The organism is Salinicola rhizosphaerae, from assembly GCF_014652715.1.
Classification (GTDB): Bacteria; Pseudomonadota; Gammaproteobacteria; order Pseudomonadales; family Halomonadaceae; genus Salinicola; species Salinicola rhizosphaerae.
In genome coordinates, this window is sequence record NZ_BMZI01000004.1 from 334,614 (window position 1) to 359,186 (window position 24,573).

Consider the following 24,573-nt stretch of genomic DNA (forward strand, 5'->3'; position numbering starts at 1 on the left):
ATACGATGGTTGCGTCCGTTCGATATGTGCTACCCGGCATACTCGAGGGTGTCTCCAGGGCGAACTGCCCGGGCCGGCGCAGGCTCTTCACTGCTGACCGCTGCCAACCACGGCAGCGCCGCCGAAGAGCCCGATGCGCGTAACGATAACGTGACAACCATTGCATACCAGGGAAATTCCGATGTCGACCGTATCCGCTACCGGCAACGCCGGTTCGTCCGCCTCCTCCGCAAGCTACTCCTCCTTCGAAGACCAGCTGACTTCGACACAGTCCAGCAAGATACTGGCGGACTACGTCAAGGATCATGGCGGTGCCGTCTGGAAAAGCGACCTACAGAAACTGGCCGACAATGCCAGTGGCGATACGCCGAGCGAGGTGTCGGCGGCGGCGAGCTATATGCTGAGCCACCCGGATGTCTACACCACCATCGAGACGCTCGACAATCCAAATGCCGACGGGCTGTCGGGTCACTGGAACTTTTCGGATGCTGCCAACGGCGCGTTGGGCAGCACCGGTGCCATCGCCGATCTGAAAGATGTCTTCGATAGGGCGATCGAGAGTTCGGCCGAGATCACCAAGCTCACCACCGAGAAGAAGACGGGGCTCGACGCGACCAAGCAGCGTCCGCAGAACTGATCGGCGCCTTGTCCGCTGCCGAATACCGGCACCGGAACTCAGAACGGGAAGCCTTGGTGCTTCCCGTTCTGTCGTTCTGTGCGTGCCTTTCGTGGGGTTAGCGCGCGGCGAATCGGTCAGTGGCGCGCACCAGTGCGGCCATGATCGCCGGCTCGCTGAAGGCATGGCCGGCCGCCTCGATGATCTCGAGCTCGGCTTCGGGCCATGCCTGCTTGAGATCCCACGCGTTCTGCAGCGGGCAGACCATGTCGTAGCGACCGTGGATGATGACGCCTGGAATGCCCTTGAGACGATCCGCCTGGCGCATGAGCTGGTCGTCGAATTCGAAGAACCCCTTGTTGATGAAGTAGTGGTTCTCTATCCGAGCGAAGGCCAGGGCGAAATGATCGGCGCCGTGGGACCCGCTGGCGTCCGCGGGGATCAACTTGGATGTTTCGCCTTCCCAGACGCTCCAGCGCTGCGCGGCTTCCAGCTGTAACGCCGGGTCGTCGCCGTTGAGCCGTTCATGAAACGCCTGGATGACGTCGTCGCGGCGGGAGGCGGGCAGGATTTCCACCAGACGCGCCCACTTCTCCGGAAACATGTTGCGAGCGCCGCTTTTGTAGAACCAGTCCAACTCCTGCTGGCGCATGGTAAAAATGCCGCGCAGAACCAGCTCGGAGACTCGCTGCGGATATTTTTCCGCGTAAGCGAGCGCCAATGTCGATCCCCACGAGCCACCGAAGACCTGCCAGCGTTCGGCGCCGATCTGTTCGCGGAGTTTTTCCATGTCCTCGATCAGATGCCAGGTGGTGTTGTTGTCGAGATTGGCGTGCGGGGTAGAGCGTCCGCAGCCACGCTGGTCGAACAGTAGAATGTCGTAGCGAGCCGGGTCGAACAGCTGGCGGTGGATTGGCTTGCAGCCCCCACCCGGCCCTCCATGCAGGAAGACCACGGGCTTGCCGTCGGGATTGCCGCTGCGTTCCCAATAGACCCGGTGACCGTCGCCGGTGTCCAGATGGCCGCTGCTGTGGGGTTCGATAGGGGGGTAGAGAGGAGAGACGTCTGACATGATTGGCCTTGTCGATGCGGGTTTTTCGGTATTGATCTTGTTGATGATCGTCGCGACGGGATTTTACCAGCGATTGGCGTGCCTCATGGACGATATCGATGCCATCGGAGCGCGTCGGCCGGGAAAAGGCGGCGCCGAGCGTTGTCAGTACGGCGACCTCTGCTACCATCGTCGGCATTCAGTCGACTTCGGAACTCGCGCCGAGGTGACTCTCAATTCTCGACATCGCTGGAGGTCGGCCGAGAAGCGGCCGAATGACAGAGTCCATGAAATCACGTTCCCGGGAGACCGGCTTTCGGCATCTCGTCTACTCCACGAGCTACTCACTGAAAGGCCTGGTCGCGGCCTTTCGCAACGAAGCGGCATTTCGTCAGGAGCTCGCGCTTTGCGTCGTACTGGTGCCGCTGGCCTACTGGATCGGTGAAAATCCCATCGAGTGGCTGGTGCTGGTCGGCAGCTGCATCTTCGTGCTGATCGTCGAGCTGCTCAACAGCGCCGTCGAGACGGTCGTTGACCGCATCGGCCCCGAGCACCATGAGCTCTCCGGGCGGGCCAAGGATATTGGCTCTGCCGCCGTCATGCTGGCGCTGGGTATGGCAGCGATTACCTGGGGCCTGCTGGCGTACCAGAAATTCTTCGGCTGACGCCTGTTCAGCGGCTTGTGAGGTCCGTCGGGTGATCCACATCACGCCAGATGCCGTCATCGTCGACCTCGACGGTGAGGACGGCTTGCCGGTTGACGCAGACAATCTCGCGAGCGCCTTCGCCGGCATGCAGCGTGGCCAATTCCGCCCAGAAATCCCGGCCGAACAGCACCGGATGACCCGAGCGGCCTCGGTATCGAGGTATGACGATACGCTCGGTAGCAGCGTGCGCGATCAGCGCTCGACAGGTTGCCATGCGTAGCCATGGCATGTCGCCAAGCATGACCGCCGCGGCGACGGGCGGGCAGGCGTCGCTCGTCCGATCGGTACCGTTCAGATGGCGAAACGCATCGCCCAGGCTTGCGGCGAGTCCACGTTCGGCGTTCGGTGCGACGATGACATCGATCTTGGCGCCCTCCGCCGAGCGGAGCAGCGCACCGATGTCGTCTCCCGGACGAACGACCAGAGCGCGTCGGTCGAAAACCTGGCCTGCGTTGTCTACCGTGGCCTCCAGCAGCGTTCGGCCGTCGGGCAGTCGCGCTCGACGCTTGTCGCTGCCGAAGCGAGAGCCGACGCCGGCGGCCATGATCAGCGCGACCACGTGAGGTCGCGGCTCAGAGTGCGTCACGGGCTCTGCCACGGCGCACCCTGAGCACGTCGGCCACGACCGCCAGCGCGATCTCCGCAGGCGTCTTGCTGTCCAGGTTCAAGCCGATCGGCATGTGGATGCGGGCGATGGCATCGTCGTCGAGGCCGCCGGATCGCTTCAGCCTCTCGGCACGTTTCTCCGACGTGCGCAGAGAACCCATGACGCCGATATAGAAAGCCGGCGTGCGTACCGCCTCGATCATCGCCAGGTCATCGAGTCGCGGGTCATGGGTCAACGCGACGATGGCCGTGGCAGCATGGACGGCGCCGGAGCCGATGAACAGCGAGGGCAGGACGGACTGGATCTCGACTCCCTCGAGATCGAAGCCTCGGCGTGCCTCTTCGCGCGGATCGCAGACGATCACCTCGAAGCCCAGCGCCCGCGCGAACTCGGCGCAGAACTGCGATACCGGCGAGATGCCGGCGATGATCAGCCTCAGCGCTGGCCCCACGCGGAGACGAATGATGTCGCCATCGCGTTCGACGCGAGGGCCATTTTCGCCGGCCTCGACGAAGCGCTTGCGACCACTGCCGAGGTCGATGTGACGCACCAGCGAGCGTTGCCCGAGCAGCGTGGCGTGCAGCACCTCGAGATGCGTCAGTGTCTCGGCGTCCGGCGTCAGTCGCTCCACCAGCACATCGAGAATACCGCCGCAGGGCAGTGAGACCTGTGGCGATTCGTCGGCGCCTTCGCCGTATCGAACGACGGTGAGCGACTCGGCGAATTCGCCTTCGGCGATGCGGCCGAGAAAGTCCTCCTCGATGCAGCCGCCGGAGAGCGAGCCGACGTGGCTGCCATCAGCCTTGGCGACCAGCATCGATCCAGGTTCGCGGGGAGAGGAGCCGAACGTCGCCAGCACGCTGCAGAGCCAGACGGTATCACCGGCGTTGGTCCACGCGAGTGCGGTTTCCAGCACTTGAAGATCGAGATGTTGCATGAGGGTCATCTTGGGGTGGAGTCGAAGCTACTAGCGTAATCGATGCGGCGCGAAGGGCTAGCGCGAACGTGACATCCCCGGTCCATTTCGCAGGATCGGGCAAGTATCACGGTGGATCACGACGATGCGACGCGGGTGCAGAAATCCTCGAAACGGCCGCTGAAGTAATACTCGCGTGGCCATCCGGTGCGCGGCAGGTAGAAGAACATCTCCTCCAGCCGGGACTTGATGGTGGCATGGTTCTTGGTGTCGATGACGAACACGTGCTTGCCCTTGGCATCGTTCGGGCTTTCGGCCAGCTGGCGCAGGATGAAGCGGATCAGCGAATCTTCCTGCGGCATGCTGTAGCCGACGATGACCAGAACGTCGGTCTCCCGCAGCAAGCGGACTGCCTTGGGGAAAACCTGATGAAAGTAGGGTTCGTCGTAATCCTGCACCTGGGAGGGCAGAATCAGCAGCGGCGGCTGCTCCCGGATCTGCGTATCGTTCCGGCGGCGGTACTCGAAATCGAAGCCGGCAGCGGTTGGCAGAATCTCGAAGCCGCCGTTGATCTTGATGACATTACGGTCGACGGTCCGGGGCAGATGCTCCCAGATCGAACCGGCACAGATACGCTGCGGCGTGACGCCCCGGTAGAGGCGGCCGAAGACGGGGGCGTCCTGACGATAGACATGCTCCAGAATCGTCTCGATCGTGAAGTCGTAGTTGGTCGTCAGGAAATGGTAGAGCGGCCAGTCGCCGCCTAGCCCGGCGCGCTGCGCTTGATCTTCGAGGCCGGCGAAGAAGCGCGAGATCGCCTGCTGCTCGTGGGTGAGCGCCTGAGTGTTGAAGCGCAGCGTGGCGTTATCGACATTGTGAATATCGCACGCCGCCGTGAAGCGCCGCATCACCAGCGTACGCAGCTCGCTGATGCTGAGATGGAGGTTCTGGTCGTCGAAATAGCGGTTGCGAATGTCCGGATAGCGAACCTGCATGTCCAGCACGTAGCGCAGGTTCTTGAAGCGCTCGAAGTCCAGGTGGCGATAGTTCTCCCAGCCCATCACATGCATGACGTGCTGCAGATTCGGGAAGTCCCTGATGTCGTCGAGGTCGATGGCGAACAGCTCGCCATCGGTGGGTGAACGCGGGTCCCACGCCTTGGAGAAGCCGGCGCCGCACCAGAAGGTAACGACCGGCGGTTTTCGGTGCTCCGGGTCCTGTCCGATCATTTTGCCGATGAGCTGGGTAAATGCCTCGACCGTATCCGCGTTGTCGATGCCGGTGGCAGTCATCGGCTCAGCCCTCGGCCGGCGAGATCGCGAGGCTTTCATCCATCCCGATATCCACAGCCGGTGCCGATTGCGTGATGCGCCCGACGGAGATGAAGTCGACACCGGTCTCGGCAATCTCTCGAATCGTCTCGAGACGGACACCACCGGAGGCTTCCAGGGGGACGCGTCCGTCGACCCGCTCGACCGCCGTGCGCATCGCCTCGAGCGTCATGTTGTCGAGCATGATCAGATCGGCGCCGGCGGCGAGCGCTTCTTCCACCTGATCGAGACGGTCGCACTCGACCTCGATCCGTGTCAGCACCGGAACTCGGGCCTTGGCTCGCGCTACGGCCGCGCCGATGCTGCCGCAGACGGCAATGTGGTTGTCCTTGAGCATGATGCCGCTATCCAGGCCGAGGCGATGATTGCGTCCGCCGCCACAGGCGACGGCATACTTCTCGAGCGCGCGTAGCCCCGGTGTGGTCTTGCGCGTGTCGACGAGCTGCGCGCCGGTGCCGGCGATGCGTTCGACGTACTGCGCCGTGAGCGTGGCGATACCGGAGAGGTGCTGCACCAGATTGAGCGCCGTTCGCTCGACCGTCAGCAGGCCGCGCGCCGGGCCGGTGAGTTTCATCAACGCGCGGCCCTTATCCACCGATGCACCGTCTTCGACGCTTGCCTCGATCTCGATCCGCGCCTCGTAGAGCGTGAAGGCACGCGCGGCAATAGCCAGCCCCGCCACGACTATCGGCTCTCGCGCCACCATCTCGAATTCGGCGGTGAGCGCCTCGTCGATCATCAACGTGGAGGTGAGATCGACATGGCCGATATCTTCGCGCAGGAATGAGTCGAGCGAGCGGTCCAGCTGCAGCGGGTCGGTCGGCCAGGGCGGGGTGTGCGAGAGACGAGGTGCTATCATGCGGCTTCCGTTCTGGTTGGGGCGGTGTCGAGCGTGCCTGCGTGACCGATGCCGTTTCAAGGCGCTCATCGTCGACGGAATGGCTGTTTCACGCTCGATGTCGTCTGCCGAGCATACCGCTTCACAACAACGATAGGGGAATTGATCGATGCGGGCCCGTCACTGGATCTGGGGTGTCTGGATTCTCGTTCTGCTTTGTTACGTGGTGCCTTTCGCGCTGCTGGGCGATATACATGCCTGGTATGGCAGTTTTCTGTTCTGGTGTGTCGTCGGCGTGCTGGTCATCGCCGCCAACATTCTGATCACGCGGGATTTCAAGGATCAGTCGGAGGGCAAGGAATGAGCCTCGGACTGATCTGGACCGCCGTCGCCGTTTATCTGGTTGCCGGCCTGGTGATCGCCTTTCTGTCACGCGCCGACTCGACGAACGGGGCGCGGGTCGATATGTCCGGTTATTTCTTGGGCAACCGGCAGATGAATGGGTTCGTTTCGGCGTTGAGCTACAGCGCCACCACCTATAGTGCGTTCATGATGGTCGGACTCGCCGGGCTGACCTACGCCGGTGGCGTGGGCGCCTTCGGCTTCGAGATCGTCTATTTCGCCGGGGTATCGCTGGTGGCGATCTTCGGGCCGAAATTCTGGGCGGTCGGCAAACGGTTCGGTTTCGTCACACCGAGTGAAATGCTCGGCTACCGGTATGCTGACAAGAAGGTTGCCGTCGCGACGGCAGTTGCCAGTTGCCTGTTTCTCATTCCCTATGCGGCGGTACAGCTGGCCGGCGTCGGTTATCTGCTGGCGGGCATGAGCGGGGGGGCGATCTCGTTTACCACCGGCGTGATCGTGTCGACGCTGCTGGCGATTCTGTTCTCGTACATCGCCGGCATTCGCTCGGTGATGTGGACCGATTCCTTGCAGGCGCTGTTCATGATCGTCGCCTCGACGCTAGTTGCGCTTCTCGTGGTGCATTCGCTGGGTGGCTTTTCGGGGCTGTTCGCGTCGCTCGCTGCGAATCATCCCGATTCGCTCGTCGTGCCCGGGCCCGGACTGTTCAGTTTTACGACCTTCCTCGGGCTAACCATTCCGTGGTTTTTCTTCAGCCTTTCCAACCCGCAGGTCAGCCAGCGACTGTTCATGCCTTCATCGCTCAAGTCGATGCGACAGATGCTGATCGGCTTTTTGATCTTCGGTTTCATCTACACCGTAGTCTCGGTGCTTTGGGGCTTCTCTGCGCTGGTGGCGTTTCCCGATCTGGCCAAGTCGGATCTGGCCACGCCGACCCTGCTGGCGTCCGAACACGTGCCGCCGGTTCTCGGTGTGATCGTGATGGTGGGAATTCTCGCCGCGGCCGTCTCGACCATCGATTCGATCATGCTGACGCTCTCCTCGATGCTGTCGCGGGATGTCTACGCCAACGTCGCCACCGGCGCCAGTGAGGCGAAGCAGCTCAAGGTCGGCAAGTGGGTGCTGCCGATCATCGCGATTCTCGCCTTCCTGTTCGCGGAGCTGCAGCTCAATTTGATCGCGGTACTCTCGGTGGCGGCGTCGACGGGGCTAGTGGTAATCGTGCCGGCGATCATCGGCGCGTTCTACTGGAAGCGCGGCACGGCAGCTGGCGCATTGGCGAGCATCGTCGGCGGTGGGCTGGTCGTCGTTTATCTCTACCTGAGCGGCGTCAAACCGCTGGGACTGCCGGCGGGCGTCTGGGCGCTGCCGGTCGCAGTGGTGTTGTTTGTGGTAGTCAGCCTCATGACTCGCCATTCCGCCGAGCGTGCAGCAGCTTTCATGGAAACTGCCAAGCGTCGCTGAGCCCGACGCAGCGCGGCGTGTACGAAAGACGAGCCCGGCCCTGTGCCGGGCTCGTCATGTTTGGGTCAGCCAGTACCGAGCCGGGATCAGCGCCAGCTCGCGGACCTGGCAACAGCGATGGCAAAACGCTCCCGCCACGCGGATGCGGTCGTCATGCTGACGCCGGGCAAGACGATGCGCGGTGTATCACTCAGCGGCAGTGCTCCGAGCCCTGAGCCCTGAGCCGCGAGCGAGGCGCAGCCGTAAGCGGTCAGTTCGTCGACGCCATGTGTCACGATCTCGCGCTGAGTGACATCGGCGAAAAACTGGACGAAATAGGGGCTCCTGGCGAGCCCGCCATCGACCGAGATTCGCTGATTCGATGGGAGATGAGCGCTGATCGCTTCAACGACCTCGGCACTGCGCAAGGCGATCCCCTCCAGCAGCGACTGACAGAGATCGCGCCTCGTGGTGCCGCCGTGCATGCCGAGCCAGAGGGCGCCGGCGCGTCGATCCCAGTGGGGGCAGGCGAGTCCAGAGAGTGCGGGTACAAACGCGAGTTCGCGGCCGATCGCGCTCGATGTCTCGAATCTTGCCAGTTCGGCGTAGTCCTGGAAAAGTCCCAGCCCCTTGGCCCACTCCACGGCAGCGCTGGCATCGTAGACGCCGCCTTCGATCGCGTGGCTGGCCGGATCGCTGCCAACCTGCCAGGCCAGAGTGGAAATCAGTCCGCTATCGCTGTCGCGAAGGGGCTCATGCGCGATCCCGAGGGCGAAGGCGCCGGTACCGAAAGTGACTTTCGTATCGCCTGGTCGTCGGCAGCCGTGGCCATATAGGGAGGCTTGCTGGTCGACCAGCGAGGCACCGAGCGGCGTTCCGCGAACGTCGCCAAGCGTCCCGGCACTGGGCCCGATAGACGGCAGCGTATCTATCGGCACACCAAACAGATCGCAGAGTTCGGGATCCCAACGGCAGGTTGTCAGATCCATCAGTGATGTGCGCGCGGCGGTAGTGACATCGGTAATGCAGCGCCCGGTCAGTCGCTGCAGGAAGAAGGCATCTGTGGTGCCCAGCCGAAGGCGCCCCGCCCGATGAGCTGCCGCCACCTGGGGCAGCGTTTCGATCAGCCAGGCTAGCTTGCTCGCGGAGAAGTAGGGATCGAGCGGCAGGCCGGCGATCTCTCGCGTTTTGATGCCTGCGCCGAGCATTTTCAACCGTTCGATCTGTTCGGTGGTGCGGTTGTCTTGCCACACGATTACCGGCGACAGCGGCTCACCGCTGAGGGCGTCCCACGCGAGGCAGCTCTCGCCCTGATTGGCGAGCCCTATCGCGTCAACCGGTCCCGCAAGCTGGATACATTTCTCGATATTGGCCAGCAGCTCCAGCGGATCGTGCTCGACCCAGCCATCTCGGGGCCGGTGCTGTGCGTGGCGAAAGGCACACCGAATCGAGGCGTGGCCGCGGCTGTCGGCAATCAGTCCGCGGGTACTCGTCGTGCCCTGATCGATGGCGAGAATTTGCATGGCAGCGTCGGTTCCGGTTGTGGGCGACTTGAGACCGTGGAAAGCAAAAAACGTCGACGTCCCCGTTTTGGGTCAAATCAGGTCGACCTTTACCGGTCCATCGAGATGGGTTGGGAGCGTGTGAGACGGTATCAAAATCCGGCGCTCGGGCAGAAAATGTCCCGTTGACTGCCAGACGACGCGTTCCCCGACCCAGAGTCTCAGCGAGCCTTTCACCGGCTGGGTGACGCGAAGCTGAAGACGGCCATCTCGATCGGTATTCGAGACGGGCACGCGCTGCGGCACACAGTATTTGATCGGGTCGCGAAGATTGATTGTGACGCACTCCTCTTGCGCCAATCCATCGGCGAGATCAGTTGCGAGGTTATCCGCGACGCGCCGCCCTTCTCGCCATGACCAGCCTGCAGTCTCGATGGGACGAAGCAGGTTGCCGGCGGCGAAGTAGCTCGGATCCGAGCAGCGGCCGTATGGATCGACGCTGGGCCCTTGGCTTCGCGGGTCGAGCATCAGTGCCGACTGACGCACCAGCGCGCTCTCCGGCGTGAACTCGCCGGTCAATAGAACGCCATCGCAGTCAATGCGGCGGGGCCCGCTCCGGCCGGACTGGACCCAGGCGGCTTCCACGCGATCGCTTCCCTCGATGGAGACAAGCCGGGTATTGACATATAGCGGTATGCCATTAAGCCGGGGGTAGAGGTTGAGAGGCCAGCGTGCGGTGGGGCGGCCACGTGGCTCGATCATCGCCACCGGTTCGATACCGGCCTTGCGGCAGCTCGCGATCGCCGACAGGCTGACCAGCTCCGTACCGACGATCAGCGGCTGCTCGAATGGTTTGCGATGCTCGAGAAACAGGCTCGCCTGCAGCGTGCCGGTATTGACTACGCCCAGCGGGCGATCGCCTGAGATGCGGCGTGCCGATCGTGGAGTCTCGCGAGCGCCCACGGCGAGTAGCACGCGTCTGGCCGTCAGCGTCGCGAGGCCATCCGGAGTCGTCAGCTTGAGTCTGGCGCCCGCGTCGAGAGCCACGACGGTGTGGCGGGTAAGGATCTCGACGCCAGCCGCCAGCGCGAGTTTTACGTTGTGCCTGGCGTAGGTCGGCCCGGTCATCAGGCGGTGGTATTCGCGAACGCCGTAGGGCGGATGGGCACAGTGGCGAGGAATGCCGCCGGCTTCGGACTCGCGTTCCACGACCACCACGCGTCCGACGCCATGCTCGCGCAGCCGGATGGCCGCGGAAAGCCCCGCCGGACCGGAACCGACAATGGCGACGTCACACGCGATATGGCGTGAAGTGGCCGCCGTTGCCGAGCCGGCATGGCTTGCGGTGTTTTCACTCATGCCAGATACCTGTGCTGATCGGTGGCGTCAGGCAATTGCCGGTCAATTCGGCGACACGCGCGCCGCAGTAGAATCCCTGGCAACGTCCCATGCAGGCCCGTGTACGACGCTTGAGACCGCCGATATTGCCCGGTGGCAAGGGGCTCTCCAGCGCTGCTTCGATCTCGCGGCGAGTAACGAGCTCGCAATGGCAGACAATCTCCTCGTAGCCAGGCTGCTGCCAGTCTCGCGGGAGATGCTCCGCCAGATTCGGCACGGCGGGCCAGACAGGCGAGCCGATAGGCGTGGTTGCACGGCGCTGTCGATAGCAGGCAAAGGCGTGCTCGGCGAGCCCCAGGGCGGCCGTGAGTCCTGTCGAGCGTACGCCGCCGAGAGTGATCCAGTTCGCTTCCGGGCGGTCCTTCAAGCGGTAGGCCTTCTGCTCCGTGGCCGGTCGCAGTCCGGCGTAGGTTGCCGTGATCGGCATGCCCTCAAGCGCGGGCACCTTGGTGATCGCGTCCGCGACGAGGCTGTCGAGGATGGCCTCGTCGAGACTGGCGTGGTCGCGATCCTCCTGTTCCTCGGCCGTGGGACCGACCAGCAGATTGCCATAGATGGTCCGGGTAAGGACCACGCCTTTGGTGCGCTCGTTGGGCACTGGCAGGATGATCGAACTCAGCATTGCGGCTGCGGCTTTGTCGAAAACCACGAACTGCCCTTTGCGGGGATGAATCGTAAAGCTTGCTTCGCCCAACAGTGCTCGTTCGAGATGGTCACCAAAGAGGCCAGCACAGTTGATGACCTCCGTTGAACGGACTTCACCCAGCGTGGTGAGTAGTGTCCATGTCTTGCCGTCGAATGCGCCTCCCTCGACCGTGGCACCGCGCCAGACGTGCGCGCCGTTGGCCATCGCCTGTTGCAGATAGGCTAGCGGCGCGGACCATGGGTCGATGACATGCTCACCGGGCACCCAGACGGCGCCTCGGGCCTGTGACGACAAGGCTGGCTCGCGTTGTCTAACGGCGTCTCGAGAGATTCGGACGACATCCTCGACACCGTTGGCATGCGCTTGAGCTAGGATCGCATCGAGCTTGGCCTCGTCGGCGTCGTTCCAGGCGACGACCATGGCGCCGGTCTCCAGCAATGGAAGGTTGAGCCGTTGGGCGATCTCGCGGTACTCGGCGTAGCCGCGTTGCATGCAAGCGAGCTCCTGACTACCGGAGGGGGCGTCGAAGCCCGTGTGCAGGATGGCGCTATTGGCCTTGCTCGCACCGCTGAGAATATCCGCGCCTTTCTCCAGCAGAAGGACGCGAGCACCTTCCAGGGCAAAGCGACGAGCGGTGGCGCAGCCGACGACGCCACCGCCGATGACGGCCACGTCATAGTGCTCTATTTGACCGGGTGCTTTTGACATTTTGTATTTTCTTGTGGATTCGATGACCGATTCTATCTTGAATTTCTTGCTCGTTCATAGAGGGCGTGTGTCGTGATCTCCCGGTTATCGGGTATTCCTCGGACTGAACGACGCGCCATGCAGTCAGTTTCGACCGTCTTACTGTCTTTGGAGCGTGAAATATGCGCCTTGGTGTTTCAGTGCTGCGCTGGAACTTTTTTGATGTGGTTTTTGCAGTCATTGCTGTTGACGTTGTCAGAGGGATAGCGGAAAGTGTGGGAATCCACAAATTTGATCTTCACAAACACAATAATGGTGGGACCAATCAATGCATCCAAAGACTTTGCTCTATGCGCTCAGCCTGACAGCCGGCCTGATGGTCGTGAGCAGCGGAGCCCAGGCACGCGATATCAAGGTGGGGCATTTCGGTGCACCCGGCAAAGCCTTCGACCAGGGTGTCCAGGTCTTCATCGACAAGCTCGATGAACTCTCAAACGGTGAGATGACCGCGACCGACTATCCTGGCGGGCAGTTAGGTAACGAGTCTCAGGAGATCGCATCGCTGCGAGGGGGGTTGCAAGAGGTTTTCATTACCTCCTCGACCAACATGATTCGCTTCAGCCCCAAATTCCAGCTGATCGACCTGCCATTTCTATTCGACAACGATGCCGAGGCCGACAAGGTATTGCTGGGACCGATCGGCGACGACATTCTTGGCGGCTTGGACGGCACTGGGTTGCATGGGTTGACTTTCTGGGACAACGGTTTCCGGGATCTGAGTAACTCGCAGCATCCGATTACTCAGCTCAGCGATTTCGAGGGGCTGGATTTCCGCGTCATCGGCGAGCCAATTTTCGTGGATACTTTCAAGGCACTCGGCGCCAATCCCGTGCCGCTACCGTTCCCGGAGATCTACTCGGCGCTGGAAACCGGGACCGTCGATGGTCAGGACAATCCGCTACTGACGGTGCGCGATGTCAATTTCTTCGAGGTGCAGGATTACCTCACGGACTCCAAGCATGCCTATTCGGCCATGGTCGTTCTGGTTGGCCAGCCTTTCTGGAATCAGCTGAGCGACGCGCAGAAGGCGATTGTGCAGCAGGCCGCCGAGGAAGCCGGACAGGCTCAGCGGCAGATCATGCGCAAGGCTGTCTCCGGTGCCAAGGCATTCCTGGCCGGGAAGGGAGGCATGGAGGTCGACAGTTTCGATGCCGCTGCGCGGAAGGCGATCCGCAAAGCCGTGCAACCGGTCATCGATGGCGTCATCAACGATGACAATCGCGACCTCTATCAGCAAATTCAGCAGACGCTGAGTGACATGCGTCAGCCATCCTGACCGTGCTCGGGCGCCGGTACCGGCGCCCGAGGCTTCGTTTCACGTATTGACGCGCCATTTGCAAGGTCCTAGATGTCGACTCTTCTTTTGCGCCGACTCTCCGAAGGAGTGTTGGCTCTCGTTATGTTCATCATGGTGATCATGGTCTTCGCCAATGTCTGCCTGCGCTTCTTCGGCAGTGGCTTCGTGGCCACCGAAGAGCTGTCCCGAATCTTGCTCGGCGGGCTGATCTTCACGGGTGCTGTCGTGGCGCTGGCCCAAGGCCGGCACATCGCCATGCCGCTGGTGATAGAACGGCTGCCGCTTGGTCTGCGTCGACTAGTGGTCCTGGCCGGCGGACTGCTGATGCTCTACTGCGATTGGCTGCTGGTAGCGGGTGCCTGGGCCCAGGTGGAAATCAACCTCGGTAGCGACTACCCGCTGACCGGCCTGCCACAGTCGATTCCTTATGTGACCGGCACTATCGCCGGCGTGCTGCTGGCGCTGGTGACACTTTACAAGCTGGGTCGGATGCTGATGGGGCGTACCGCGCCTGAGCGCTGCTTCGCCGCCGACGATGAGCCCGCCACCGCCGCCAATGGCGATGAAAATCGGCTCGAGAAGCAGGCCAGAGGATTCGAGTCATGATCGTTGCAACCTTCATTCTCGTGCTGATCGGCTGCATCGTGCTGGGTATTCCGGTGGCATGGTCGCTGATCGCGGCGGCCATTGCCCTGATGTTGAAGATCGATTTTTTCAACGCTCAGATCGTGGCCCAGAACATGATTCACGGCACCGATAACTTCATTTTGCTGGCCATCCCATTTTTCATCCTGGCCGGAGAGCTGATGAACCGTGGCGGACTGTCGAGGCATATCATCGAGGTGGCCATGGCGCTATTCGGTCACGTGCGTGGCGGGCTCGGCTACGTAGGTATCGTCGCTGCGCTGATCATGGCCTCGCTGTCGGGTTCGGCCATAGCCGACAGTGCCGCACTGGCGGCAATTCTCGTGCCGATGATGCGGATGGCAGGATACCCCGAGGGCAAGAGTGGCGGGCTGCTCGCGGCGGGTGGTGTCATTGCCCCGATTTTGCCTCCCTCGATCGCGCTGGTCGTGTTCGGGGCGATCGCCAATATCTCGATCACCGGACTGTTCATGGCGAGTATCGTGCCGGGTCTGCTGATGGCGGCTGCTCTGGCCGCCGTCTGGGGTTTTCACGCACGCAACAAGCAGTACGAGACCTTCGACAAGCCCGACCGACGAACACTCTGGCGCATCATCGGCAAAGGGCTACCGGCGCTGGTGCTGCCGTTCATCATCATCGGTGGCATGCGACTGGGTATCTTCACGCCGACCGAGGCCTCGGTGATTGCCGTCGCCTATGCGACGATCGTGGGCGCCCTTGTCTATCGCGAGCTGGATATAAAAGGGTTCTACGGCGCGCTGGTAGAGTCAGGAAAGACCGCTGCCGTGGTGATGTTTCTGGTCGGAGCGTCGATGATCTCCGCCTGGCTCGTCTCGATCGCCAACCTGCCGGCGGAGATCGTCGAGGCATTGGCGCCACTCATGGACAGTCCGCGACTGCTGCTGGCCGCTATCCTGATCCTCACGCTGCTGCTCGGTATGGTGCTCGATTTCACGCCGCTGATGCTGATCCTGATGCCGATCATGATTCCGCTTTGTCAGGCAGCACATATCGATCTGACCTACTTCGGCGTGGTGTTCATCATGGCGGGCGCGCTCGGCATGCTGACGCCGCCGGTGGGCAACGTGCTCAACGTCGTTGCCGGCGTCGCCCGCATCCGTATCGATCGCATTATCACCGGTGTCATGCCGTTTCTTGTCGCGGAGATCATCATCCTCGCGCTGCTGGTGCTGTTCCCGGCGTTGGTGATGGTGCCTTTCTCCTGGCTGCATTGAGCCAGGTTCGCACCCAGTGGTGCGGATATGGCCTGACTGTCGCCCCGTCGTCGCTATCGAGGAGCCTTACTCATGACACTTCGCGTCCATTACCTGCAGAATCTGGCCACGGCGGGTGTCGGGAACATAGCCGACTGGGCGGGTCGCCAGGGACATATCCTTGCGGGAACCGCGCTCGACGCCGGCGAATCGCTACCTGCGCTGAGTACCTTCGATCTGCTGATCGTACTGGGAGGCGTGCCGGGAGAATGTCGTTCGTGGATCAATGACGAGATCGCCTTCATTCGCCGTGCCATCGATGCTGGCAAGGGTGTCCTCGGAATCTGTCTGGGGTCGCAACTTATCGCCGAGGCGCTGGGTGGAAAGCTGATACCGCACTTGCACGCCGAATCCGGCTGGTGGCCCGTCACGCTGCGCACCGAAGCGCAGGATGAGCCGCTGCTGGAAGGTGTGGCCGAAGAAACTCGGCTGTTCTTCTTCCACCGTAATACTTTTACCTTGCCCGAGGGTGCGCGCTGGCTGGCGACGTCCCCAGGCTGCGCCCATCAGATGATGGCATATGGTGATCGCGTGCTAGCGATTCAGGCACATCCTGAAATGCAGGCCGAGGGTGTCGCCTATCTAGCATGCGAGAAAGTGGATCAGTTACCCGCCGGTCCTTTTCACGCCCTGTGCCCCGCGGACAGCAGTGCTTCTGCGGATCTTGCCAACGCCGAACGGACACTGCATCGAATTCTCGACAATCTGTCTCGCGCACTGGCCTGAACGCTTGGCGGGCCGGCGAGGACCTCGTTCACGCCTCGGCAACGTAGAGTTCGACGCCCGCTTCATCCAGCGCTCGTGCTAGCTCGGGCGTGGGTGCTCGATCAACGACAAGGCGGTCGATGCGGGCCAGTGGAAAGATCTGGAACAGTGCACGGCGATCCAGTTTGGAGCCATCGGCGATCACGGTCAGCGAACTGGCCTGAGCGACCATGGCGCGAGCGACGTCGGCTTCCTCCAACGAAAAATCCATCGCGCCATCGCGATCCAGCGCGCCGACGGTAATCACCGCATGTTCGGCGTTGAAGCGTCGAATCTGATCCAGCGCCAGTGTGCCGAGGTTTTCATCCGCATCGGCATGATATTCGCCGCCAATGGTGAAAACCCGATGCCCGGTCGACCCTAGCGTGCCGGCAATCTGCAGCGAGTTTGTGATAATGGTCATTGGCTGCTTGCCCGCAAGCGCGCGCGCGAACATCAGCGTCGTGGTCCCGGTATCGATGAATAGACTGTCGCCTGCTCGGAACAGCGAGGCTGCATGGCGAGCAATCATCTGCTTCTCGCTAGCGTGTTCGTGCAAACGCGTCTGGAAGGCGTTTTCACGATCCCCGGCCGGCGGCAGGGACGCACCGCCGTGAAACTTTTCCAGGAGGCCCTGATCTGCCAGCGCGTTGAGGTCTCGACGAATGGTTTCCTGGGACGCCTGCATGATATCGGCCAGCTCGCTGACCGAGGCGCGCTCGCGCATTCTCAAGGTGTCCATGATTCTCTGATGGCGGTCGCTCGGGCGCATGTGCATGTCCTTGCTGGCTGGCGGCGTCGATCTTTCCACCTTACCAGCAAAACCACAAATAACCGGCAATAAATGACCGATCGATTTTCCTTGGTAATTATCTGGCGTTGGCTGATACCGGCTGACGTCTGTGGCTCGACGTGCCCAGCCCGACTGCCATGAGCACCACCACCAGCGGTAGCAGGCAGAGGTTGAGCCACTGCCAGCCGAGCCAGGCGTTGAGCGGTCCGGCGAGTAGTGCCGAGAGCGTCGTCATCGAAAACACCGCACAGTCGTTGATCGCTTGTACCCTTGGCGCTTCTTGAGCCGAGTGGGTTGTGGTCAACCAGGCGCTGGCGGGCAGAAAGACGAAGTTCCAGCCCAATCCGAGAAGCAGCAGACCGATCCCGAAGGCCCAGAGCGCCGGTGCCAGCAGCGCGCAGATGATGCTCGCGAGCAGGCATACGGCGCCGAGCGCAATCATCCGCGCATGGCCGAAGCGACGGGTGAGTCGACCGGTGAAAAACGAGGGCGCGAACATGGCCAGCATGTGCCACTGAATGACATTCGCGACCTGGTCAAAGGCGTGCCCCGCCTGCGTCATGGCGAGCGGTGTCGCGGTCATGGCCAGGTTCATCACGGTGTAGCCGAGCGTGGCGCTGACGATGGCTGCCAGTCGTTGTCGATGATTTCCCGGCGTGGTTCGGCGGTCGGCAGTCGCGACCGGGTTCGCCGGGCGCGCGGGAAATCTCAGCGTCGATAGCACGATCAGGGCCGTCACGTAGAGTCCCCCGAGACCGATGAACGCTCCCATGAAATCGATCTCGAACCAGTGGCGCGAGTGTCGAGCCAACCATGGCCCGGTGAAGGCGGCGATCACGCCACCAGCCATGACCAGCGCCAGGGCAGCATCTCGGCGTCGAGCATCGACGAGTTCGATGGCCGCGAAGCGATAGAGCATACCCGCCCCGATGCTGATGCCGATGGCGAACGTGCCGGCGTTGAACAGCCAGAATCGCATCGACGTCAGGGCGAAGATGCAGATCGCGATACCTGAAAGGCCGATGACGTTGGCGAGCATAAAAGTGCGCTTGCGCCCGAGTCGTGCCGTGAGCCAGCCGGCCGGTAGAGTGGCTGCGGTGAGTCCCAGCAGCTGCGCGGCAACGGGCAGGGTGATCCAGTCGGCATTCGGTGTCAGGCGGCTGCCGATAAGTGGATTGATGGCGATCAGCAGTACGTTGCCGCTGATCAGCAGGGCCTGACACAGGGTCAGTGCCCAGACGGCAAAAGGTAGGCGGGCGGGGCTTGTCATCGTGATCTCGTTTCCTGCGTTGTACCGAAGCGGGCCCGATAGACGCTGGGTGCCAGGCCATAGCGGCGCTGAAACAAGCGGCGCAGCTGCTCTGGGCCTCCCAACCGACAGTGCTCGGCGATGCGCGCCAGTGGCGCACTGCCCTCGGACAGCATCTGGCGAGCGCTCTCCAGACGCAGCCGAGTAAGGAATTCACCTGGCGTCATCGCCAGCTGCTCGCGGAAGAGGCGCTGAAAGTGTCTGGGCGTGACCGCGAGCGCCTCCGCCAGCGTTTCGAGATCCCAATCCGACAGCGGATCTGCCAGCACGCAATCTATCAGGGTCCGGAGCCGGCCTCGGCTTTCTAGCTGGCAGCGCATTCCCTCGCTGAATTGAGCCTGATCCCCCGGGCGGTGCAGAAACATCACCAGTTCTCGAGCGACTCGGCTCGCCAGAGTTTCACCGTGATCTCGAGCGACGAGCGCCAGCGCGAGATCGATCCCCGCCGTCACACCGGCGCTGGTATAGATGCCACCGCTTTCGCGGTAGAGCGCATCGGCCTCGACGCGCACCGCCGGGAAGGCCGAGGCCAGTCGTTCGGCCTGACGCCAGTGCGTGGTGATTCGTCGGCCGTCCAGCACCCCGGTGCGAGCAAGCGCAAAGGCGCCGGTGCAGATCGAGCCGACGCGCGGCGTCTGCGCGATCCGCCTGGCGAGCGTATCGATGAACGCGTCACTCAGCGCATGGACGCCATGCCCGCCGGCGATCAGCAAGGTATCGCCCGCGTCGGTGTCTGCGAGCGCGTCGGTCGCCAGCAGGGTCATGCCGCCATTGGTGCAAACGGGGCCGGGCGTCTCGGCCAGCAGCCGCAGTCGGTAGCAGTGGCGTTCGGCTTCCTCGTTGGCACTGGCGAAGACCTGCCACGGTCCACTGGCGTCGAGCAGTTGGCAGCCGGGGTAGATGAGGATATCGGTCGTTTCAGGCATGGCGCCGCTCTCTGAAGTGATGCCAGCAGTGTGCGGAGCCTGTCGGACGTCGGCAAGGACAGCTATGCCACCAAAAACGACATGGTGTTGGGTCGCGTGCACGTTGTCTTTCGCCATTCTTTGGTCGAAGTCACCACGATTTGTCTAGATCGTGGCATTTCCGTCTAGCGTCTTGAGGATTATGATTATCGGCTCATTGATAACAGGCTAATTAAAATTGGCCCGACGAGACATCGAGGAGCGTGCTATGCCAAGCGGAGCGAATGATTCCCCGGAAGCCAGGGTCGCCGGAGACAAGCGCAGCCTGATGCGCCGTCTTCCCATGCCCATGCTGGCCGCCATCGCGGCATCGATGGCAGCGCCACAGGTCGCCCAGGCCTACTCGGCGTTTGCACCGGATTCGCCCTATATGTTCGGCGACTGGGGCGGGAATCGGACGGCGCTCGAGGACGCCGGTGTCAGTTTCGATTTCGACTACGTCGGCGAGATGGGTTCGATCCTCGATGGCGGCTATCGCGATAGCCACGTGACCAAGTATTCGGATCAGTTTGCGGTCGGCGCCAACTTCGACCTCGAGCGGCTGTTGAGCATCCCGGACGCGGAGTTTCAGATCACGGTGACCAACCGTAATGGCCATAGTGTCAATGACCGCTTGAGCGATCCGAACGCGACCGTTGGCGGCTCCTCTGTGCAGGAAGTCCAGGGGCGGGGACCGGTCACTCGGCTCACGCAATTCTGGTACCGCCAGCGTTTTTTCGATGACGCATTGGTGGTCAAGCTGGGGCGTATTCCCTTCGGCGATGACTTCGCCACCATCGACAGCAATTTCCAGAACCTGGCCTTCGGTGGCGCCCAGCCTGGCAACTGGGGTAACAACATCTACAACTGGCCGATCGCGCAGTGGGCGGCGGTGGTCCGTGCCAACATGACGCCCCAGTGGTATGCCCAGATCGGCGCCTTCAACCTCAACGACAGCAACCTCGACAACGACAACGGCTTCGATCTGCGTACCAGCGGTACGCAAGGCACACTGTTCCCGGTCGAGCTGGGCTATACGCCGACCCTGAACGGCATGGCCGGGGCCTACAAGCTCGGGTTCTACACTCAGAATGTCGAAAACCGCGCCTACGGCGAGGGCCCGGATACCCGCACCAGCGACACCAATACCGGGCTTTACTATGTCGTTCGACAGCAGGTCACGACCCGTGGCGGTAGTGCTGATCGCGGCCTGACACTGTTCAGCATGGGTGACACCAATAACGGCGATACCGCCGGCATCGACCGCTACCTCTCCATCGGCGCCACCTACCAGGGGCCATTCGATGCGCGCCCGCAGGACGATGCCGGCATCGGGTTGGCCTATCTCCACGTCAATGACGACGTCAACGATTCGGTCGACTACGCCAACGCCACGCCGGCGGGGTCGCTGTCGCCGCTGCCGCGTCAGGGGCACGAGTACGACGCCGAGGTGTACTACAGCGTCAACCTGACGAACTATCTGACGCTGCGGCCGAACCTTCAGTACGTCGTCAATCCCTCGGCGGTCGACTCGGTCGACAATGCCTGGGTCTTGGGTACGACGGTCAAGGCGAGTTTCTGAAATCGCTCGCCATTAGCCTGCTAAACAGGTGGCGGAGTCGGCGAAGGTAGACCAAAGTGGAAGGGCACGCTTTCACGATAAGGAGATCATCATGCAGCTCATGGGCGTTCACCACGCTGCCATCGCCACTCACGACATGGAAAAGCTGACGCATTTTTACCGCGACAAACTGGGTATGCGTCAGCACGCCTCGAAAACCAACTGGCTCGATACCGGTCACGGATTCAGTCTGCATCTCATGCCATCGGACGAACCGCCGGCGCCGGTCGACCCCTCTCGCCACGTGGCTTTTCAGGTCGCGTCGCTGGGCGAATGCGCGGCATACCTGCTCGACAAGGGACTGACGCCGTATCAGCTCACCAACGAGCAGAAACGTCACGATGTCACCTCCACCGAAGACCCGCTGAAAGAGGGGATCGGCACGCTGTTTCTTGATGACCCCGAGGGCAACACCATCGAATTCGTCGAGCGAGAGCGCGGTATTTTTGCCGATTACGACGACGGCTACTGAGCTCGGCTGGCTTTCCGGCGATAAACGAACGGCTGCCCATAGGCAGCCGTTCGTGATTGGGAGTGATGTCTGCCGCGTCGGCGATTCGTCGATTGTCAGGTTTCCGATGCCTCTGCCTGAGGTAGCCGAGTCTTTGGTTTACGAATCACCATGAAATAGAAAAACACCAGGGTGAGCGCGAGGAAGAACAGGCTATCGGGACTCGTGACGAAGATGAGCGGATTGCCGTCGCTGATGGAGAGCGAACGGCGACAGTACTCCTCGAGGCTGGGGCCGAGCACGAAGCCGAGCAGCAGGCAGACGCTGGGATAGTTCTGCTTGCGCAGGAAGTAGGCCAGGATGCCGAAGACCAGCGCCAGCGCCATCTGAAACGTCGAGTAAGTGGCCACGTAACTGCCGACCAGCGCAACGATAGCGATGCTCGAGTAGAGCACGTCGCGGCGGATCGAGACGATCTTGAGGAAGTAGGGGCCGAGCAGGTAGAGCGTCAGCGGAATCAGGATCAGGGCGCTGACGAACAGCGAGGCGAACATCGGCGCGATCAGGTCGAGCTGCTGGGTCATGAACTGCGGGCCGGGCTGTAAGCCGTTGATCACCAGCACGCCAAGTACGATAGCGGTGGTCGGGTCGCCGGGAATGCCGAACGTCAGCATGGGCACGAAGGCGCCGCCGCACATCGAGTTGTTGGCGCACTCGGCCGCGGCGATGCCCTCGGGGTTACCCTTGCCGTACCGCTCGGGATGCTTGGACGAGCGCATCGATTCGGCATAGGAGACGAACGCCGCCATCGAGCCGCCAGCACCGGGGAGGATTCCCACGGCGTAGCCGATTACCGCGCTCTTCAGATAGCGCATCATCCCGATTTCGCGAACTTCGGAGAAAGGGGGAATGAAGTCTCTCCGTCGCACTTTGGCGGCTTGGATCTTGCTGGGATCAACGGTGCGATCGCTACGGCTATCGGCCTGAATCAGTAGCTCGCTGATGGCGAAGGTTCCGATGATCAACGGCATCATGTCGATGCCCTGAATCAATACACTGCTACCAAAAGTGAAACGGGCCAAGGGTTGAACGACATCGATACCGATAGTGGCAACCATGAGGCCTAGAAGGGTCGCGATCATGCCTTTGGTCACTGAACCACGCTGAGCGATGATGATGACGATCAAGGCGAAGGCAATGAGAGAAAACTTGCCGGGCGTGCGTATCAGTAGCGCGACATCAGCTGCCAATGGTGCCATGACCATGAGCAGTAACGCGCCCAGTGATCCGCCGATCATGGAGCCCAGCGCGGCATGTCCCAGCGCTTTGGCCCCCTCGCCACGCTGCTGCATCGGATAGCCCTCGAGCGCGGTCATCATCGAAGAGGGGGCGCCGGGAATATTGATGGTGGTTGCCGTGATACTGCCACTGCACATTCCGGCCATGAAGATGCTGGCACAGGCGACGAGTGCCGTTGTGACATCGAGGCTGTAGGTCAATGGCAGCAGTAATGCGATGGCGAGCACCGAGGTCAATCCTGGAACTGCACCAAAGAAAGTTCCGATCAGAAAGCCCCCGATCATGTAGAGCAGCGTTTCGGGATTGGCGAGGGCGGCGAAGCCTCCCAGAAGTCCTGATATCGAGTCCATTGTCACTGACTCCACAGAGTTGGAAGACGGACTTGGAAAATGATTTCAAACAGCAGGTATCCGGCCAATGTGATGACCACTGCCGCAATGATTCGACTTACCAGTCCCTTGGTGAATCCGCCACCAAACAGCGAGCAAAGCAGCAGTACATAGAAAAACGTCGATACGAAATAACCGATCATATCGAACGCCAGTAGATAGCCGGCAGTCAGTAAGATGACGCCAATGGCACCGGAGGAAAGACCCAGATATTGCCGTGCGGCCGGAGCATCATCGCTGGCCGCTGGTTTCGCTCTTGTAACACCGCGAGAGCCTCGAATGGCATGAGCCATTGCCGCTGCCAGCGCCAGCAGCATCACGACACCGATGGCGATGGGGAAGAAAGAGGCTGTCATGTTGCCGTCTCTCATCGGCGGGCCGAGACGAATCGCCGAGATCAGATAAATGAGAGTAATGACGGCGAGCACCATGGGAACATGGAATGCTCCGCCTAGCGGCCTGCTGCGAGAGGCACGGCGAGAAGCAGTGTTCAGTGACATGTCGACACCCTTGGGGAAAGCGCTGCCTGGCGTCGATGCCGATGGCAGCGCTGGTTGGTCGGTAGGCAATTGCTATTTTTCCAGCACGCCCTTGTCGACGAGATCATCCATGGTGGTAAAGAGTTGCGACTGTGTATCCTGTGCCCATTGGGTCACGTCATCGGCGCCAAGCCAGGCCGGCGTGACGCCGATTTTCTCGAGCCATTGCCGGAATTCGTCGCTCTCGTAGGCGTTGTGATAGGTGGTCTCGAGCTTCTCGACCACGTCATCCGGTGTGCGCGCCGGTGCGACAAGAACGATAAAGCTACCCATCTGTAGATCTAGGCCGGTATCGGTTTCGGTCACCGGCGGCACATCCGGAAATCCCGCATTCTGCGTGTCGGAAAATTCGACGAGTCCCCTTGCCTGGCCCGATTCGATCAGTGGGGCTAAATCGCCCAGGCTGGTGACGACCGCGTCGACTTCGCCATTGAGTAGAGCCTCTTTTTGCGAGGCAGCACTGCTTTGATAGGAGACGATCTTGAACTTCGCGCCAGTCATTTCCTGCAACTGCAGAAGTGTCAGGTGTGTTCTCGCGCCCAGATTCTGAATGCCGACTCGAATACTTTCCGGATCTTTCTTGGCGGCTTCGATCAAGTCGTCGAAGGTCTTGTAAGGTGAATTCTCGGGTACCGTGATGGCATCCGCCTCACTGGTGATGCGAGCGATCATGCGCATCTGGTCGATGTCGAAGCCTGGAAGCATGTTCTTCCATGGAATCGTGATGATGCTATCGTAGGTAATGGCAGCGATAGTTTGCCCATCTGGACGCGATTTCATCAGCTGCATCATGCCGGTTGCCGTCATCCCGCCTTCGACGTTTTCGGCGTAAATGGAGACCGGCAGATCTTCTTCGGCGATGCTGGATATCTTGCGCACGATGGCATCGGTACCACCTCCCGCAGCACCGGGAATGATGACTCGAATATCGCGGTTGGGATAATCGGCCTGTGCCATGCCTGACAGCAGCATGGTGGAACAGGCCAGGGTCAATCCTACGGAGAGTGTCGTGAGTTTCATGGCGTCTCGCTGGCGTTATGAATTTTTGTCGGGAGGTCGATAGGCATTTGTTGATCTTGACGGACAGACCTGCCTCGCTTTTG

General features: G+C 61.6%; 24 protein-coding genes. 10 read left to right on the forward strand and 14 right to left on the reverse strand.

What is annotated here, in order from left to right; genetic code table 11:
- The first annotated feature begins 181 nt into the window (after positions 1-181).
- Complete coding sequence (locus tag IE125_RS10285) at positions 182-637, forward strand: hypothetical protein (protein ID WP_189444568.1); 456 nt, start codon at positions 182-184, stop codon at positions 635-637.
- A 97-nt stretch (positions 638-734) separates the two neighbouring features.
- Here IE125_RS10285 and pip read toward each other — a convergent pair whose 3' ends face one another.
- Positions 735-1,688 carry a prolyl aminopeptidase gene (gene pip, locus IE125_RS10290; protein WP_189444569.1) on the reverse strand — a complete coding sequence of 318 codons (954 nt, stop codon included), beginning with the start codon at positions 1,686-1,688 and terminating at the stop codon, positions 735-737.
- A gap of 266 nt (positions 1,689-1,954) precedes the next feature.
- Here pip and IE125_RS10295 point away from each other — a divergent pair, with 266 nt between their 5' ends.
- On the forward strand, positions 1,955-2,332 hold the full coding sequence (locus IE125_RS10295; protein WP_189444570.1) for a diacylglycerol kinase: 378 nt from the start codon (positions 1,955-1,957) through the stop codon (positions 2,330-2,332).
- Positions 2,333-2,339: 7 nt separating this feature from the next.
- On the opposite strand, the gene IE125_RS10300 is transcribed toward IE125_RS10295, so the two are convergent.
- The 4 genes from IE125_RS10300 to nadC all read right to left on the reverse strand — a co-directional run bounded on the left by IE125_RS10300 (position 2,340) and on the right by nadC (position 6,087).
- Positions 2,340-2,960 carry a nucleotidyltransferase family protein gene (locus tag IE125_RS10300; protein ID WP_229809042.1) on the reverse strand — a complete coding sequence of 207 codons (621 nt, stop codon included), beginning with the start codon at positions 2,958-2,960 and terminating at the stop codon, positions 2,340-2,342.
- Entirely contained in the window at positions 2,947-3,918 is a 972-nt protein-coding gene (locus IE125_RS10305; protein WP_189444571.1) for an XdhC family protein, read from the reverse strand. Before IE125_RS10305 ends, IE125_RS10300 begins: the two co-directional genes overlap by 14 nt.
- Positions 3,919-4,034: 116 nt before the next feature.
- A complete protein-coding gene (locus IE125_RS10310; RefSeq protein ID WP_189444572.1) occupies positions 4,035-5,189 on the reverse strand; it encodes an SIR2 family protein in 1,155 nt (384 codons plus the stop codon).
- A 4-nt stretch (positions 5,190-5,193) separates the two neighbouring features.
- A complete protein-coding gene (gene nadC / locus IE125_RS10315) occupies positions 5,194-6,087 on the reverse strand; it encodes a carboxylating nicotinate-nucleotide diphosphorylase (RefSeq protein ID WP_189444573.1) in 894 nt (297 codons plus the stop codon).
- Positions 6,088-6,235: 148 nt separating this feature from the next.
- Between nadC and IE125_RS10320 the strand changes: the two genes are divergently transcribed.
- Both IE125_RS10320 and IE125_RS10325 read left to right on the forward strand, forming a co-directional pair.
- Positions 6,236-6,430 (forward strand): hypothetical protein, encoded by a 195-nt coding sequence (locus IE125_RS10320; RefSeq protein ID WP_189444574.1) that lies wholly within the window; start codon positions 6,236-6,238, stop codon positions 6,428-6,430.
- Positions 6,427-7,893, forward strand: a complete 1,467-nt coding sequence (locus IE125_RS10325) for a sodium:solute symporter family protein (protein ID WP_189444575.1) — start codon at positions 6,427-6,429, stop codon at positions 7,891-7,893. Before IE125_RS10320 ends, IE125_RS10325 begins: the two co-directional genes overlap by 4 nt.
- Before the next feature lie 86 nt (positions 7,894-7,979).
- Here the strand turns inward: IE125_RS10325 and IE125_RS10330 are convergent, their stop codons facing one another.
- The 3 genes from IE125_RS10330 to IE125_RS10340 all read right to left on the reverse strand — a co-directional run bounded on the left by IE125_RS10330 (position 7,980) and on the right by IE125_RS10340 (position 12,126).
- Positions 7,980-9,395 carry an FGGY family carbohydrate kinase gene (locus IE125_RS10330; RefSeq protein ID WP_189444576.1) on the reverse strand — a complete coding sequence of 472 codons (1,416 nt, stop codon included), beginning with the start codon at positions 9,393-9,395 and terminating at the stop codon, positions 7,980-7,982.
- 72 nt (positions 9,396-9,467) lie between these two features.
- Positions 9,468-10,733, reverse strand: a complete 1,266-nt coding sequence (locus IE125_RS10335) for an NAD(P)/FAD-dependent oxidoreductase (RefSeq protein ID WP_189444577.1) — start codon at positions 10,731-10,733, stop codon at positions 9,468-9,470.
- Positions 10,726-12,126: an NAD(P)/FAD-dependent oxidoreductase gene (locus IE125_RS10340; protein WP_189444578.1), complete on the reverse strand. Its 1,401-nt coding sequence runs from the start codon at positions 12,124-12,126 to the stop codon at positions 10,726-10,728. The genes IE125_RS10335 and IE125_RS10340 overlap by 8 nt, the downstream gene beginning before the upstream one ends.
- Before the next feature lie 307 nt (positions 12,127-12,433).
- Here IE125_RS10340 and IE125_RS10345 point away from each other — a divergent pair, with 307 nt between their 5' ends.
- The 4 genes from IE125_RS10345 to IE125_RS10360 all read left to right on the forward strand — a co-directional run bounded on the left by IE125_RS10345 (position 12,434) and on the right by IE125_RS10360 (position 16,107).
- On the forward strand, positions 12,434-13,441 hold the full coding sequence (locus tag IE125_RS10345) for a DctP family TRAP transporter solute-binding subunit (RefSeq protein ID WP_189444579.1): 1,008 nt from the start codon (positions 12,434-12,436) through the stop codon (positions 13,439-13,441).
- A gap of 123 nt (positions 13,442-13,564) precedes the next feature.
- Positions 13,565-14,068, forward strand: a complete 504-nt coding sequence (locus IE125_RS10350; RefSeq protein ID WP_229809043.1) for a TRAP transporter small permease — start codon at positions 13,565-13,567, stop codon at positions 14,066-14,068.
- Positions 14,065-15,342 (forward strand): TRAP transporter large permease, encoded by a 1,278-nt coding sequence (locus tag IE125_RS10355; protein WP_189444581.1) that lies wholly within the window; start codon positions 14,065-14,067, stop codon positions 15,340-15,342. Before IE125_RS10350 ends, IE125_RS10355 begins: the two co-directional genes overlap by 4 nt.
- 72 nt (positions 15,343-15,414) lie before the next feature.
- Positions 15,415-16,107, forward strand: coding sequence for a type 1 glutamine amidotransferase (locus IE125_RS10360; RefSeq protein WP_189444582.1), 693 nt, complete (start codon positions 15,415-15,417; stop codon positions 16,105-16,107).
- Between the two features lie 28 nt (positions 16,108-16,135).
- Here the strand turns inward: IE125_RS10360 and IE125_RS10365 are convergent, their stop codons facing one another.
- The 3 genes from IE125_RS10365 to IE125_RS10375 form a co-directional block, all read right to left on the reverse strand.
- Positions 16,136-16,897: a DeoR/GlpR family DNA-binding transcription regulator gene (locus IE125_RS10365; protein WP_189444583.1), complete on the reverse strand. Its 762-nt coding sequence runs from the start codon at positions 16,895-16,897 to the stop codon at positions 16,136-16,138.
- Positions 16,898-16,994: 97 nt separating this feature from the next.
- Complete coding sequence (locus IE125_RS10370) at positions 16,995-18,188, reverse strand: MFS transporter (protein ID WP_189444584.1); 1,194 nt, start codon at positions 18,186-18,188, stop codon at positions 16,995-16,997.
- Positions 18,185-19,153, reverse strand: coding sequence for a GlxA family transcriptional regulator (locus IE125_RS10375; RefSeq protein ID WP_189444585.1), 969 nt, complete (start codon positions 19,151-19,153; stop codon positions 18,185-18,187). Before IE125_RS10375 ends, IE125_RS10370 begins: the two co-directional genes overlap by 4 nt.
- Positions 19,154-19,400: 247 nt before the next feature.
- On the opposite strand from IE125_RS10375, the gene IE125_RS10380 reads away from it, so the two are divergent.
- The gene (locus IE125_RS10380; RefSeq protein ID WP_189444586.1) at positions 19,401-20,753 is read left to right on the forward strand and encodes a carbohydrate porin; all 1,353 of its coding nucleotides are present in this window, start codon (positions 19,401-19,403) and stop codon (positions 20,751-20,753) included.
- A gap of 91 nt (positions 20,754-20,844) precedes the next feature.
- On the forward strand, positions 20,845-21,264 hold the full coding sequence (locus IE125_RS10385) for a VOC family protein (RefSeq protein ID WP_189444587.1): 420 nt from the start codon (positions 20,845-20,847) through the stop codon (positions 21,262-21,264).
- A gap of 95 nt (positions 21,265-21,359) precedes the next feature.
- Here IE125_RS10385 and IE125_RS10390 read toward each other — a convergent pair whose 3' ends face one another.
- From IE125_RS10390 to IE125_RS10400, 3 genes are all read right to left on the reverse strand, one after another.
- Positions 21,360-22,892 carry a tripartite tricarboxylate transporter permease gene (locus IE125_RS10390; protein ID WP_189444588.1) on the reverse strand — a complete coding sequence of 511 codons (1,533 nt, stop codon included), beginning with the start codon at positions 22,890-22,892 and terminating at the stop codon, positions 21,360-21,362.
- 2 nt (positions 22,893-22,894) lie between these two features.
- Positions 22,895-23,431 carry a tripartite tricarboxylate transporter TctB family protein gene (locus tag IE125_RS10395; protein WP_189444589.1) on the reverse strand — a complete coding sequence of 179 codons (537 nt, stop codon included), beginning with the start codon at positions 23,429-23,431 and terminating at the stop codon, positions 22,895-22,897.
- Between the two features lie 72 nt (positions 23,432-23,503).
- On the reverse strand, positions 23,504-24,490 hold the full coding sequence (locus tag IE125_RS10400; RefSeq protein ID WP_189444590.1) for a Bug family tripartite tricarboxylate transporter substrate binding protein: 987 nt from the start codon (positions 24,488-24,490) through the stop codon (positions 23,504-23,506).
- Between the last annotated feature and the right edge of the window lie 83 nt (positions 24,491-24,573).

Excerpts from the sequence above, each read along its gene's own strand:
- IE125_RS10360 (WP_189444582.1), top strand. The coding sequence starts at position 15,415 with ATGACACTTCGCGTCCATTACCTGCAGAATCTGGCCACGGCGGGTGTC.
- IE125_RS10380 (WP_189444586.1), top strand. The coding sequence starts at position 19,401 with ATGCCAAGCGGAGCGAATGATTCCCCGGAAGCCAGGGTCGCCGGAGAC.
- IE125_RS10365 (WP_189444583.1), bottom strand. The coding sequence starts at position 16,897 with ATGCGCCCGAGCGACCGCCATCAGAGAATCATGGACACCTTGAGAATG.
- IE125_RS10355 (WP_189444581.1), top strand. The coding sequence starts at position 14,065 with ATGATCGTTGCAACCTTCATTCTCGTGCTGATCGGCTGCATCGTGCTG.
- IE125_RS10325 (WP_189444575.1), top strand. The coding sequence starts at position 6,427 with ATGAGCCTCGGACTGATCTGGACCGCCGTCGCCGTTTATCTGGTTGCC.
- IE125_RS10395 (WP_189444589.1), bottom strand. The coding sequence starts at position 23,431 with ATGTCACTGAACACTGCTTCTCGCCGTGCCTCTCGCAGCAGGCCGCTA.
- IE125_RS10370 (WP_189444584.1), bottom strand. The coding sequence starts at position 18,188 with ATGACAAGCCCCGCCCGCCTACCTTTTGCCGTCTGGGCACTGACCCTG.
- IE125_RS10390 (WP_189444588.1), bottom strand. The coding sequence starts at position 22,892 with ATGGACTCGATATCAGGACTTCTGGGAGGCTTCGCCGCCCTCGCCAAT.
- IE125_RS10385 (WP_189444587.1), top strand. The coding sequence starts at position 20,845 with ATGCAGCTCATGGGCGTTCACCACGCTGCCATCGCCACTCACGACATG.
- IE125_RS10350 (WP_229809043.1), top strand. The coding sequence starts at position 13,565 with ATGTTCATCATGGTGATCATGGTCTTCGCCAATGTCTGCCTGCGCTTC.
- pip (WP_189444569.1), bottom strand. The coding sequence starts at position 1,688 with ATGTCAGACGTCTCTCCTCTCTACCCCCCTATCGAACCCCACAGCAGC.
- IE125_RS10400 (WP_189444590.1), bottom strand. The coding sequence starts at position 24,490 with ATGAAACTCACGACACTCTCCGTAGGATTGACCCTGGCCTGTTCCACC.
- IE125_RS10345 (WP_189444579.1), top strand. The coding sequence starts at position 12,434 with ATGCATCCAAAGACTTTGCTCTATGCGCTCAGCCTGACAGCCGGCCTG.
- IE125_RS10305 (WP_189444571.1), bottom strand. The coding sequence starts at position 3,918 with ATGCAACATCTCGATCTTCAAGTGCTGGAAACCGCACTCGCGTGGACC.
- IE125_RS10340 (WP_189444578.1), bottom strand. The coding sequence starts at position 12,126 with ATGTCAAAAGCACCCGGTCAAATAGAGCACTATGACGTGGCCGTCATC.
- IE125_RS10330 (WP_189444576.1), bottom strand. The coding sequence starts at position 9,395 with ATGCAAATTCTCGCCATCGATCAGGGCACGACGAGTACCCGCGGACTG.
- IE125_RS10375 (WP_189444585.1), bottom strand. The coding sequence starts at position 19,153 with ATGCCTGAAACGACCGATATCCTCATCTACCCCGGCTGCCAACTGCTC.
- IE125_RS10285 (WP_189444568.1), top strand. The coding sequence starts at position 182 with ATGTCGACCGTATCCGCTACCGGCAACGCCGGTTCGTCCGCCTCCTCC.
- IE125_RS10295 (WP_189444570.1), top strand. The coding sequence starts at position 1,955 with ATGAAATCACGTTCCCGGGAGACCGGCTTTCGGCATCTCGTCTACTCC.
- nadC (WP_189444573.1), bottom strand. The coding sequence starts at position 6,087 with ATGATAGCACCTCGTCTCTCGCACACCCCGCCCTGGCCGACCGACCCG.
- IE125_RS10335 (WP_189444577.1), bottom strand. The coding sequence starts at position 10,733 with ATGAGTGAAAACACCGCAAGCCATGCCGGCTCGGCAACGGCGGCCACT.
- IE125_RS10310 (WP_189444572.1), bottom strand. The coding sequence starts at position 5,189 with ATGACTGCCACCGGCATCGACAACGCGGATACGGTCGAGGCATTTACC.
- IE125_RS10320 (WP_189444574.1), top strand. The coding sequence starts at position 6,236 with ATGCGGGCCCGTCACTGGATCTGGGGTGTCTGGATTCTCGTTCTGCTT.